Annotated in this window: 12 protein-coding genes; 5 read left to right on the top strand and 7 right to left on the bottom strand. The window is 68.5% G+C overall.

All coding sequences use genetic code 11. The features are described from left to right. Positions 1-43 precede the first annotated feature (43 nt). Positions 44-1183 carry an SGNH/GDSL hydrolase family protein gene (locus AC1PPL_RS08850; RefSeq protein WP_287965828.1) on the top strand — a complete coding sequence of 380 codons (1140 nt, stop codon included), beginning with the start codon at positions 44-46 and terminating at the stop codon, positions 1181-1183. 34 nt (positions 1184-1217) lie between these two features. Next, the gene (locus AC1PPL_RS08845) at positions 1218-1892 is read left to right on the top strand and encodes an OmpW/AlkL family protein (RefSeq protein ID WP_015914521.1); all 675 of its coding nucleotides are present in this window, start codon (positions 1218-1220) and stop codon (positions 1890-1892) included. Positions 1893-2109: 217 nt separating this feature from the next. Here AC1PPL_RS08845 and AC1PPL_RS08840 read toward each other — a convergent pair whose 3' ends face one another. The 6 genes from AC1PPL_RS08840 to AC1PPL_RS08815 all read right to left on the bottom strand — a co-directional run bounded on the left by AC1PPL_RS08840 (position 2110) and on the right by AC1PPL_RS08815 (position 6945). Continuing rightward, positions 2110-3063, bottom strand: a complete 954-nt coding sequence (locus AC1PPL_RS08840; RefSeq protein WP_479973092.1) for an SGNH/GDSL hydrolase family protein — start codon at positions 3061-3063, stop codon at positions 2110-2112. 72 nt (positions 3064-3135) lie between these two features. Then, positions 3136-4134: an L-threonylcarbamoyladenylate synthase gene (locus AC1PPL_RS08835; protein ID WP_011807021.1), complete on the bottom strand. Its 999-nt coding sequence runs from the start codon at positions 4132-4134 to the stop codon at positions 3136-3138. An 11-nt stretch (positions 4135-4145) separates the two neighbouring features. Further along, complete coding sequence (locus AC1PPL_RS08830; RefSeq protein WP_479973091.1) at positions 4146-5321, bottom strand: 5-(carboxyamino)imidazole ribonucleotide synthase; 1176 nt, start codon at positions 5319-5321, stop codon at positions 4146-4148. After that, positions 5318-5815, bottom strand: a complete 498-nt coding sequence (purE, locus tag AC1PPL_RS08825; RefSeq protein ID WP_047351539.1) for a 5-(carboxyamino)imidazole ribonucleotide mutase — start codon at positions 5813-5815, stop codon at positions 5318-5320. Before purE ends, AC1PPL_RS08830 begins: the two co-directional genes overlap by 4 nt. 71 nt (positions 5816-5886) lie before the next feature. Then, positions 5887-6228, bottom strand: a complete 342-nt coding sequence (locus AC1PPL_RS08820; protein ID WP_287804091.1) for a ribbon-helix-helix domain-containing protein — start codon at positions 6226-6228, stop codon at positions 5887-5889. A 135-nt stretch (positions 6229-6363) separates the two neighbouring features. Further along, positions 6364-6945, bottom strand: coding sequence for a DJ-1/PfpI family protein (locus AC1PPL_RS08815; RefSeq protein ID WP_047351538.1), 582 nt, complete (start codon positions 6943-6945; stop codon positions 6364-6366). A 183-nt stretch (positions 6946-7128) separates the two neighbouring features. Here AC1PPL_RS08815 and trxA point away from each other — a divergent pair, with 183 nt between their 5' ends. From trxA to AC1PPL_RS08800, 3 genes are all read left to right on the top strand, one after another. Next, the gene (gene trxA / locus AC1PPL_RS08810) at positions 7129-8037 is read left to right on the top strand and encodes a thioredoxin (protein ID WP_103738465.1); all 909 of its coding nucleotides are present in this window, start codon (positions 7129-7131) and stop codon (positions 8035-8037) included. Positions 8038-8060: 23 nt separating this feature from the next. After that, complete coding sequence (locus tag AC1PPL_RS08805; RefSeq protein ID WP_479973090.1) at positions 8061-8903, top strand: META domain-containing protein; 843 nt, start codon at positions 8061-8063, stop codon at positions 8901-8903. Between the two features lie 213 nt (positions 8904-9116). Then, entirely contained in the window at positions 9117-11225 is a 2109-nt protein-coding gene (locus AC1PPL_RS08800; RefSeq protein ID WP_479973089.1) for a TonB-dependent siderophore receptor, read from the top strand. A gap of 53 nt (positions 11226-11278) precedes the next feature. Here the strand turns inward: AC1PPL_RS08800 and AC1PPL_RS08795 are convergent, their stop codons facing one another. Continuing rightward, positions 11279-12199: a phosphoribosylaminoimidazolesuccinocarboxamide synthase gene (locus AC1PPL_RS08795; RefSeq protein ID WP_011807013.1), complete on the bottom strand. Its 921-nt coding sequence runs from the start codon at positions 12197-12199 to the stop codon at positions 11279-11281. Positions 12200-12342 lie beyond the last annotated feature (143 nt).

Genomic DNA, 12342 nt, shown 5'->3' with positions numbered 1-12342 from the left:
TGAAAAAAACGAACGTTCGTTCTATTCATAACAGGAGTTCCTGATGAAACCACGCATGCAGTGGGTAGCCGTTGCCGTTTCCGCCGCCGTTCTGGCGGCCTGCGGGGGCGGCGGCGCCGACACCACGCCCGCCACGGCGGTCACCGCAGTCAAGGTGATGGGCGACAGCCTGGCGGACAGCGGCACCTTCGGGCTGAAGTTCACGGTCCAGGGCACGGCCCCTACGGGCGCGGGCTCCACGGCCATCTGGCCCGAGCGCGTGGCCGCCAGTTATGGCCGCACGCTGTGCCCGCACTATGTGTCCGCGGGAGGCAGCTTCAGCGCCAAGGCCGACTGCACGAACTACGCGGTAGGCGGCGGGCGCATCAACAACTTCACGGCGCCCACCTCGCCCGTGTCCATCCTCCAACAGCTCAAGGATGCGGGCGCCGCCGGCTATGCCGCGGGTGACCTGGTGCTCATCGACGGTGGCGGCAACGATGCGGCCGACCTGATCGGCGCCTACCTGGGGGCTTCAAGGGACGGCGGCAAGGCCTACGCGGCCCTGCTGGGCACGGTGCTGGACGCCGCCACCGTGAACAGCCTGCTCGCGGGCGGCGCCACCGGCATGGCCCAGGCAGGCGGCGCCTACATGCAGGCGCTGGCCACCCAGTTCGCGGCCACGATCAAGGCGCAGACGCTGGACAAGGGCGCGACGCGCGTGGCCGTGCTGAACATGCCCGGCGTGACGCTCACGCCCAAGTTCCGCATGGTGCTGGCATCCATTTCCGCCGCCAACGGCGCGGCGGCCGCGGCCCAGGCGCAGACGCTGTTCGATGGCTGGGTGCAGGCCTTCAACGCCAAGCTGGCCGCGGCGCTGGCGGGCGATGGGCGTCTCACCGTGGTGGACTTCTATGCCTCGTTCAAGGACCAGGCCGAGCATCCTGCGCAGTACGCCTACACCAACGTGACCACGCCGGCCTGCCCCGCTACCGGCGTGGGCAGCGACGGCCTGCCCACCTACAGCTTCCCCTCCTGCACGGCGGCCGCGCTGTCGGCCATGACGCCGCCGGCCGGCGCCACCGGCGGGGCCGATTGGTGGAAGAGCTACGGCTTTGCCGACAGCTTCCACCCCACGCCCTTCGGCCACCAGCTGATGGGGCAACTGGTGTCGCGTTCGCTGTCCCAGGCGGGCTGGCTCTGAGCGCTTTTGCGCAGACATTTCTCACAACCGATCCATGACACAGCAATTCTTGCGGGCCGGCTGCGTGCTGGCCCTGGCCGCCGCGTGCGGTGCGGCCCAGGCCCAGCAGGCCGGTACGTTCAGTGTGCGCGCGGGCTTCACACGCATCATGCCGCAGACCAAAAGCGGCGACCTGAGCGAGCCGAGCTTTCCCCACACCCATGTGGACGTGGGTGCGGACACGGCACTCACAGGCGGCATCAACTACATGCTCACCGACCATTGGGCGCTGGACTTGCCCGTGGGCCTGCCGTTCCAGCATTCGTTCTACGGCGACGGCGCGATCGCCGGCGTGGGCAAGCTCGGCCAGACGAAGGTGGTGCCGGCCACGCTGTTCGCGCAGTACCGCTTCGGCGAGGCCCAGGCCGCGCTGCGGCCGTACCTGGGCTTGGGCGTGACCTACAGCAAGTTCTTCAAGAACCGCAGCACGGCGGCGCTGACGGCCGTCACGGGCGGCTCGCCCGCCAACCCCACCACGGCCCACATCGACAACAAATGGGGCTTTACGGCGCAGGTGGGTTTTGTCTGGAACTTCAGCGAGCGCTGGTTCCTGGATGTCGCGTACTACAAGAGCTTCCTCAAGACCACGGCCCACTTGTCCAGCGGCCAGAGCATCGGCATGCGGCTGAACCCCAACGTGGTGGCGGTGGGGGTGGGCTACCGGTTCTGAGAGCGCCCCAGGCGCCGAGGGAGGGGGCGCGCCGCGGGGTGCGCGAAGTGCCCCAGGTTTTCGTCTCCGAGGCTTGAAAGGCCGGCTCCTTGCGGGGCTGGCCTCTTTTTTTGGGGGCTCTGATCAGGGGAGCGAACGGGGGCGGATGCGCCCCCGTGGCTGGCCGGCGCAGCACCGGTGTGGCCGCCGGCGGGTGCCCCGCGGGCGGCGTACTTGCTTACCAGCGGTTGCGCAGGCGGTCGTAGGCGTAGTTGCCGAATTCGCGGTGCGCGGCCGGAGTGATGTACACCTTGTCGGCGAACAGGAAGCGGTCCGGGTTGGCGTTGGGCAGCAGCGTTGCGGTGGTGCACAGCGCGGAGTTCACCTCGCCCGCGCCGATGCCGATGCCCGGGCCTGCGTCCACCGACGTGCACACGGGTGTGCTGCTGTCGGTGAAGCCGTACCCGCCGGGCGATCCCTCGAACAGGTTCACGTAGTAGGCCACGTCCACGTAGAGCACGGTTTTGCCCATGTCCACGATGTTGACCAGCAGGTCGTCATTGAAGCGGCGGCTGGCGCTGCTGATGAGGCTTTCCTTCTTGAGGGCCTTGGCCCAGGGTGTGCGGCTCAGGTCGTAGGTGCCGGTCATCAGGATGTGCTTGGCGCCCGCGTCCGACAGGCGGCGCACTTGCGCGGCCAGCTCCTGGCCTGCCTTGCCAGCGGCAGCCACGTACTGTTCTTCGGTGAGCGTTCCGGCCTGCACCGCGGCCATGCCGGCGATGATGTCGCTCCCGCCGGCGCTCAGCATCACCAGATCGGTGTCGGCAAACTTGTTGGCAGCCAGGAACTGGTCGATCTGCTGCGTGACCGTGGGGGTGGCGGCGTTGCCTGCGGCGTCGGGGGTGGCCGTCACGCGGGCATTGCCCTGCGCGTAGCTCAAGCCGCCTGCCGACACGGGCTTCAAGGTGCCGCCGTAGTTGGAGGAGATGCGCAGCATCCAGTTGTTGATGCTGCCGTCGTTGATCGTGTAGCTGGAGCCCTTCTGGCCCACGTCGGCCAGGCCGTCGCCGAAGGCGATGAAGCGCTGGGGCGAGATTGCCGATTCAGTGCTGCTGGAACCGCAGGCCGCGAGCAGCGCGGCCGATGCACAGGCGGCGGCCACGAAAGTGCGGCGCATCCAATTTGCTGCCATGTATTTCTCCGATTGAAGTGGGCGAGAGTGTAACGAGGGTGCGGACAAGGCTTGTAGCTTGATGTAGGCGCGTCAGCCCGCGGCCGCGGCGCGCTGCAGGCGGTCGCGCACGCCTTCCCATGCGGGCGCATCGGGCGGCGTTTCGATCCAGATCAGCTTCACCCCGGCCTCGTCGAAGCCGCGCAGCGCGGCGAACAGCTGCTGCGCGGTGGCGGCGGCGTCATCGGGCATGCGCCGCACAAGGATCTTCGACGACGCCGCGCGCAGCGGCGCGCGTGCATACACGGCGATGTGGGCCGCGTCCGCCCCCAGCACATCCAGTCCGGCCTGCAGCTGCTTGGCGTCCATCAGGCGCACGCGCGCCGTTGGGGCGTAATGGGCTAAAAGTGTGCCTGAAGCCCGCGGGGTCAGTGCTGGAAGCTCTTCTTTCGATAGCGGTCGTTGGCCGCAGGCTCGCTGCACGTCCTCGCGCGAGATGGCGCCGGGGCGCAGCAGCACGGGCACGCCGCGCGTGCAGTCGATGATGGTGGACTCGATGCCGACGGTGCAGGCGCCGCCGTCCAGCACCAGCAGGTCGTCGCCGAATTCCTCGGCCACATGCTGCGCGGTGGTCGGGCTCACGCGGCCGAAATGGTTGGCGCTGGGCGCGGCCACGCCCCACACGGGGGGCTCCAGCCGCTGGCAGGCTTGCAGCACCGCATGGGCCACGGGGTGCGCGGGGCAGCGCAGGCCCACGCTGTCCTGCCCGCCCGTGGAGGCCACGGCGGCGTGGGGCAGGCGCGGCAGGATGAGCGTGAGCGGGCCGGGCCAGAAGGCGTCGATGAGTTGCTGCGCGAACAGCGGCACTTCCTTGGCGTAGCGGGTGATGGCCGCGGCGTCGGCCACGTGCACGATCAGCGGGTGGCTGGCAGGGCGTCCCTTGGCGGCAAAGATCTGCGCCACGGCCGCGTCGTTGTCGGCGTCGGCCGCCAGGCCGTATACCGTCTCGGTGGGCAGGCCCAGCAGTTCGCCGCGCGCCAGGGCCTGCGCGGCGGCCTGCACCGAGGCGTCCAGGCGTCCATCCAGAATCATGCGGGCCTCGTTCAGAACGGCGCGATGCCGAGGAGGGCCGCCGCCTGCAGCGCCGTGGCGCGCACCGCCTCGGGCGTGGTGCCGGTGATGTTCAGGTGGCCCATCTTGCGGCCGCGCTTGGCCTCCACCTTGCCGTACAGGTGCAGGTGGCAGCCCGGCAGGGCCAGCACCGCATCCCACGCGGGGGGAGTCGGCGCCACGGGCTGGTCCCCCGTGAACCACAGGTCGCCCAGCAGATTGAGCATGATGGCGGGGCTGTGCAGGCGCGGCTGGACCAGCGGCAGGCCGGTCATGCAGCGCACCTGCAGCTCGAACTGCGAGACGTCGCACGCGTTCTGGCTGTAGTGGCCGCTGTTGTGCGGGCGCGGGGCGATCTCGTTGACCACCAACGTGCCGTCCTGCAGCACGAAGAACTCCACGCACAGCACGCCCACGTAGTTCAGACCGTTTGCTACTGATTTTGCAGCTGCCAGCGCTTGACTGGTCTGCGCTGGAGGCAGATTTCCTTCGTAGACCTCGGTCACGGCCAGGATGCCGTCCCGGTGCAGGTTGCGCTGCACGGGCAGGTGCACCACGGTGCCGTCACGCCCGCGCGCCACGATGACGGAGCACTCGTGCGCCAGCGGCAGCATCTTTTCCAGCACGCAGGGCACGCGGCCCAGTTGCTCCCAGGCGCCGGCCAACTCGGCGGGCGTGGCCACGCGCACCTGGCCCTTGCCGTCGTAGCCCATGCGGGCGGTTTTCAGAATGCCCGGCAGCAGATCAGCGGGAACGGCGGCGAGCTGCGCGGCGGTTTCGATCACTGCATGCGGCGCCACGGGCACGCCGCACTGCACGAAGTGCGCCTTTTCGCGCGCGCGGTCCTGGGCGATGGCCACGGCGCTGCCGGCGGGCGACACCGGCAGGCTGCGCGCCAGGGTGTCCAGCGCGGCGGCGGGCACGTTTTCAAACTCGGTGGTCACGGCGGCGCAGGCGCGGGCCAGCGTGGCCAGGCCCTGCGGGTCTTCGTAGCCGGTGCGGATGTGGTGGTGGCTCACCAGGCCGGCGGGGCTGGCCGCGTCCTCGTCCAGCACCGCGGTGAAGTAGCCCATGGCCTGGGCCGCGTGTACGAACATGCGCCCCAGCTGCCCGCCGCCCAGCACGCCCAGCGTGGCGCCGGGCAGGATCACGGTCTGACGCTCGTTCATGCGGACACCGGCGGCAGCGTCATGGCGCGCGCGGCGGCGGTCTGCTCGGCGCGGAAGGCGTCCAGCTGCTCGCGCAGCGCCGGGTTCTCGTTGGCCAGCAGCGCCACGGCGAACAGCGCCGCGTTGGCCGCGCCCGCCGCGCCGATGGCGAACGTGGCCACGGGCACGCCCTTGGGCATCTGCACGATGGAGTGCAGCGAGTCCACACCCTGCAGGTGGCGGCTGGCGACCGGCACCCCCAGCACCGGCACGGTGGTCTTGGCGGCGATCATGCCGGGCAGGTGCGCGGCGCCGCCCGCGCCCGCGATGATGGCCTTCAGGCCCCGGCCGGCCGCGGCCTCGGCGTAGCGGAACATGTCGTCGGGCATGCGGTGGGCGGAGACCACCTGCGCCTCGTGCGCGATGCCGAATTGCTGGAGGATGGCAACTGCGTGCTGCATGGTCTCCCAGTCGCTGCTGGAGCCCATGACCACGCCGATCTGGATGGGGTTCATGTGGGGGTGCGCGCGGTGCGCTCGCCGGGGGTGAAGCCCGCGATTTTACTTTTTGTGCGCGCGCCCGGGGGTCAATGCGCCAGCAGGGCGGCGCTGGGGCCCAGCGTGATCGAGCGGACGGGCACGCGCGCGTCGCGCGGAATCTCGCCGGACAGCTGCAGCGCCAGGTAGCGCGTGCAGCACACGCGCAGGAACGAGGTGAAGTTGTCCACCGCGCCGTGCTCGGCCACCAGCTCGTCGTAGAGCTTGGTGCACAGCTGGGCCACGCTGTAGCCGTCGCGCGCGGCGATCTCCTGCAGCACCTGCCAGAACAGGTTCTCCAGCCGGATGCTCGTGGCCACCCCGTGCAGCCGCACGGATCGGGCGCGGTAGGCGTAGAGCTGCGGATCGGCGCTGATGAAGACCTGGCACACGGCGGAACTCCTTCGGGCGTGGGGACGGCGGGCCATGGTGCGGCCCGCCGCCGGCGCCGTCAAGTCAGGAGGTAGGCGCTTTCAAAGTGATAGCTGCTCGCGCTTGATGGGTGAGCGCTGCAGCCCTTTTTGCCTTCAGAGCGTGATGCGCGTGCCCAGCAGCGCCAGGAACTGTGCGATCCACGCGGGATGCGCGGGCCACGCGGGCGCGCTGACCAGGTTGCCCTCGGTGTGCGCCTGGTCCACGGGGATGTCGGCGTAACGGCCGCCGGCCAGTTCCACTTCGGCGCGGCAGGCGGGGTAGGCCGAGCAGGTGCGGCCCTTGAGCACGCCGGCACCCGCGAGGAGCTGGGCGCCGTGGCACACGGCGGCCACGGGCTTGCCCGCTTCGAAGAAATGGCGCACGGCGGCGCACACGGCAGCGTCGTTGCGCAGGTACTCGGGGCCGCGCCCGCCGGGGATCACCAGCGCGTCGTAGCTTTGCGCCTGGACGTCCGCGAACGTGGCGTTCAGGGTGAAGTTGTGGCCGGGCTTCTCGCTGTAGGTCTGTGCGCCCTCGAAGTCGTGGATGGCCGTCTTGATGTGGTCGCCCGCTTTCTTGCCCGGGCAGACCGCATGCACCGTGTGGCCCACGGCCTGCAGCGCCTGGAATGGCACCATGGTCTCGTAGTCCTCGCAGTAGTCGCCGCAGATCATCAGAATCTTCTTGCCTGCCATGGGGGTCTCCTTTGCTGTGGGTGGCTGGGGTGCAGACCATTGTGGGCAGCCTGCAGGTGCGGCAGGTATTAACCCGCTACTACAAGGGGCCCTGCGGGCTTGTACCTGTGGCGCGCGAAATTGCCGCAGAATCCCCGTCACCATTGACCGGCGCCGTGCGCCGCACTACCGGGACCGCTACACATGATCGACGTCACCCTAGAGAATTTTGAAACCGAGGTGGTTGCCGCCTCGATGCAAGTGCCCGTGCTGGTGGACTTCTGGGCACCCTGGTGCGGCCCCTGCAAGACGCTGGGCCCGGTGCTGGAGAAGCTGGAGGTGGAATACGCCGGCCGCTTCACCCTGGCCAAGATCGACTCTGACCAGGAGCAGCAGCTGGCCGCCATGTTCGGCATCCGCAGCATTCCCACCTGCGTGCTGATGATGAATGGCCAGCCCGTGGATGGCTTCATGGGCGCCCAACCCGAGAGCCAACTGCGCGCCTTCCTGGACAAGCATGTGCCCAGCGCCGAGGAGCTGCAGGCCGAGGAGCAGGAAGAGGAAGCCCTGGATGCGCTCGCCGAGGGCGATACCGAGGGTGCACTGGAAAAGCTGCAGCACGCCGTCGCCACCGACCCGGCCAACGACGACGCGCGCTTTGACTACGTCAAGCTGCTGCTGCAGCTGGGCCGCGAAGACGACGCCAAGGTGGCCTTCGCGCCGGTCATCGCCAAGGCCGAGGTCTCGCGCCGCCTGGGGGCGCTCAAGGCGTGGATGGATGCTCTTGATTTCGTAGCTTCTAGCGCTTATGGGGCGGGTGCTGGAGCCGAATTTGATGCAAAGATTGCGGCCAACAAGCGCGACTTCGAGACGCGCTTTGCACGCGCACGCTGGCTCATGGCCCAGCAGCGCTGGCAGGAGGCCATGGACGAGCTGCTGGAAATTCTCATGCGCGACAAGGCCTGGAACGACGATGCCGCGCGCAAGGCCTACGTGGCCGTGCTGGAGATCATCGAGCCCCCGAAGGTCAAGGTGGCCGACGGGCAGATCCCGCCCGAGGACCCGGTGGTGGCCAGCTACCGGCGGCGCTTGTCCAGCGTGGTGCTGAGCTGACCCACGCCGGGGGCGGGCGCGCGGTGGCGGGACTGCAGCCGTTGCATGCGGCCGGGCGGACGGCGCTGCTGCTGGCCGCCGCGTGGCTTGCCGGCTGCGCCACGGCCCCGGGGCCCGATGCGCAGATCTCCGGCACCGTGATCTCGCGCGAGCGGCTTTACGTGCCGCCCGACGCGCTGTTCGAGGCAGCGCTTGTGGACGTGACGCGCGAGGGCTATCCGCCGCGGGTGCTGGGCCGCCAGCGCATCGACCCGGCCGGCCCGCTGCCCTACATGCTGCGCATTCCCTACCGCCAGGCAGACGTCCACGCCCAAGGCCGCTACGAAGTGCGCGCAGCGGTCATGCAGCAGGGGCGCCTGCTGCTGGACACACCCCGCGTGCACCCGGTGCTGATCGACCCGGCCTTCCGCCATGTGGACGTCATCCTGGCGCGCGTGCCAGCGCTGCAAGCCACGGCGGCCGCATCCGTGCCGCTGCGCCAGACCTATTGGAAACTCGTGGAGGTGGTGGACGATGCGCCCGTGGACGCGCCAGCCGAGGGGCAGGCCGCGGCCCATCTGGTGCTGCAGCGCGATGCGGGGCGCGTGAGCGGTTCGGGAGGGTGCAACCGTTTCGTGGGGCAGTACGTGCAAGAGGGCGGGCAACTGCGGCTGTCCCGCATGAGCGCATCCCTGCGCCTGTGCCTTGCGGGCGGCGGATCGGAGCCGGCCTTCTTCCAGCGCCTGGGCGCGGTGGCGTATTACCGGCAGCAAGGCCGGACGCTGGAGCTGCGCGGCGAGGACGGCACGCCCCTGCTGCGCTTCGTGGCCGAGGAATGGGGCGCGCCGCGGCCCGAGGACGACGAGCTACCCATGCAACCCCAGTGAGTGCGCTGTGACCCATGCCGCGGCGTTCGCCGTGGTTGATGCGGGTGCATGAAGAAAATTGGCCTCTAGCGCTTGGTGGGTGAGCGCCAGCCGCTACAAAAACAGAAGTTCTGATGCGTGCATCGCGCCAGGCGCGGCATTTGCGCGACAGTGCTTTTTACAAATAGAGATGATAATGATTCCCATTTGTTGAAACCAAGGGAATTGACGTCCATGAACCCCCATCCCCTCCGCCCCGTCGTGCGCTCCATCGCACTCATGACGTTGATCGTGCAGCCGCCCTTGGTGGGCGTCGCATGGGCCCAGGCGAGTGCGCCCGTCGAGCCTACGCTGAAGGAGGTGACGATTGTCCAGCAGCGCGAGGACCGGGTGAGCAGCGGGGCGACCGGGCTGGATCTGGACATCAAGGAAACGCCGCAATCCATCAGCATCGTGACCACCGAGCAAATGCGCGATTTCGGCACCAGCAATCTCAACGAAGCGCTGCGATTGAGCACCGGCATCATCGTCGACGAGTGGGAGACCAACCGCACCACGTTCACCGCGCGCGGCTTTGACATCGCCAACACGCAGATCGACGGCGTCGGCCTGCCCAATGACTGGGGCATCGTCACCGGCGCCATGGATTCCTTCGGCTACGAAAAGATCGAAGTCATCCGCGGCGCCAACGGGCTGCTGACCGGCGTGGGCAATGCGGCGGGCACGATCAACTTCGTGCGCAAGCGTCCCACCAACAAGGAGCAGGGCTCATTGGGTCTGAGCTATGGGTCCTGGGGGACCACGCGCGTCGAGGCGGACTACTCGCGGCCGCTCACCGCCGATCGCCGCTGGGCGGGCCGGGTCGTGGCGGCACGCGAGGAGGGCGGGTCGCACCTGCGCAGTTTCGACCGCGAGCGCACGTTCCTCTATGGCGTTGTGGATGGGCAGGTGGGCGACAACGGCCTGTTGACGTTGGGCCTGTCCCATCAGCAGTCCGACTCCACGGGCAACATGTGGGGCGCCCTGACCTTCATGAATGCCGATGGCACCCAGAACGCATGGGGCCGCAACGCATCCACGACGCAGGACTGGACCCGCTGGGACACCACGACCAAGACGGCCTTCGTGGAATACGCCCACCAGATCGGCATGGACTGGCAGCTCAAGCTGGCCTACAACTACCGCGCCATCGACAACGACAGCAAGCTCTTTTACGCGTTTCCCTCGGGCTCCAGTCTGGTCGGCTATGCGTGGGGCGGCAAAGACACGATGGACGCGCATCTGGCCACCGCCACCGTCAACGGCCGCTTCGAGATGCTGGGACGGCAGCACGAGGCGCTGTTCGGTGTGAGCTGGGCCAAGAGCGAGTACACGGGTAATGGATACGCCGGGTCGGACTGCGGCGCCAGTGCCTGCAGCGCCATCGCGCTGCCGGGCTTTCCGTACCCCGGCAACCTTGTTCCCGAGCCGCAGTGGGGCCCATTGGCCCTCGAAAGCACGCTGAACCAGAAACTGCAGCGCGCATTTGGCACCATGCGGTTCACGCTGACGAATCGGCTCAAGGCGGTGGTGGGAGTCAACCACGCGCAATACAGCCGCGACGGAACGAGCTATGGCGTGGCCTCCGACCTTTCACGCAGCAAGACCAGCCCCTATGCCGGGCTGACGTTCGAGTTCACGCCCAGCGTGCTGGGCTACGTGAGCTACTCCGACCTGTATTTCCCGCAGAGCCAGGCCGATGCGAACGACCGCTATCTCGACCCTAGCAAGGGCACCAACTACGAGGCGGGCCTGAAAGCCGACTGGCTGGACAAGCGCCTGCTGACCTCGGTCGCGGTGTTCCAGGCCAAGCAGTCGGGCCTGGCCACGCCCACGGGCACCTATAACCAGAATGGCCAGGCGGTCTACGCGCCCGAAGACGTGAAGTCCACCGGCGTGGAGCTGGAAGCCGTGGGCCGGCTCAACAACCATATCGACCTGACAGCCGGCTATACCACCCTGAAGCTGACCGGCCCGGATGGCGGCGACACCTACGCCTGGGTGCCGCGCCATACGGCCAATCTCGCGCTCAAGGCGCGTCTACCGAGCCTTCCTGCACTGTCCTTCGGCACCAGCGCCCGGTGGCAGAGCAAGATCTCCAACATGGAAGCCAGCGGCTTCACCGTGCGCCAGGGCAGCTATGCCGTGCTCAACGCCTTCGTCGCATGGCAGCTGCAGCCCAAGACGACGCTGCGCTTCAATGTGAACAACATCACTGACGAGAAGTACATCAACACCCTGCGCTACGCGGGCTACTACGGCGCGCCGCGCAGCTACCAGCTCTCGCTGAACCACCAGTTCTAAGCAAGCGTTGGCGCTCCCCGGCCGATCCCCGGCCAGGGGCGTCGCGCAAGCAATCAGGCGGTCAGGCGCTCCAGCGCTTCGCGGTATTTGGCAGCGGTCTTTTCCACCACCTCGCGCGGCAGGCGCGGCGCGGGGGCGGTCTTGTTCCAGGGCTTGCCGCCCACCTGGGCCTGCTCCAGCCAGTCGCGCACGAACTGCTTGTCGTAGCTGGGGGGGTTCTCGCCCTTGGCCAGGGCCTCGGCATAGCCCTCCACGGGCCAGTAGCGCGAGCTGTCGGGCGTGAGCACCTCGTCCATCAGCACCAGCGTGCCGTCGGGCGCCAGGCCGAACTCGAACTTGGTGTCGGCAATGATCATGCCCTTTTCCAGCGCGATGGCGGCGGCGGCCTCGTACAGCTGGATGGAGATGTCGCGGATCCTGGTGGCCAGATCCAGGCCCACGATCTCCACGGTGCGCTCAAAGCTGATGTTCTCATCGTGCTCGCCCATGGCGGCCTTGGCGGCGGGCGTGTAGATGGTCTGTGGCAGCTTGGCGGCATTGGTCAGGCCGTCTGGCAGCGGCACGCCGCAGACGGAGCGCGATTCCTGGTACTCCTTCCAGCCACTGCCGGCCAGGTAGCCGCGCACTACGGCTTCGATGGGGATGGGCTTGAGGCGCTGCACCAGCATGGAGCGGCCCCGCACCTGGGGGGCCTCCGCGGGTGTGACCACGCTCTCGGGCGCCTCGCCCGTGAGGTGGTTTGGCACGATGTGTCCCAGTTTGCCGAACCAGAACAGCGCCATCTGGGTGAGCAACTCGCCCTTGCCGGGAATGGGCTCGCCCATGATCACGTCAAAGGCCGAGAGGCGGTCGCTGGCCACCATCAGGATGCGGTCGTCCCCCACGGCGTAGTTGTCGCGCACCTTGCCGCGTGCCAGGAGCGGCAGCGAGGTCAGGGCGGAGGTGTGCAGTGCAGAGGTGCTGGGCTGGGTCATGGCGGTCGTACGGAAGGCGCTCGCGCAATGCAGGCGCGCGGTGGACGTTGGGGCAAGACGCCCCGCCGGTGGCGAGGTCGAAGGAAGGGATTTTAGCGACGCGGCCCCCGTGCGGGCACCGTGCACCCGCCACAAGGCACGCG

The organism is Diaphorobacter sp. B2A2W2 (assembly GCF_056730635.1).
This window is presented reverse-complemented; position numbering and strand designations above follow the sequence as displayed.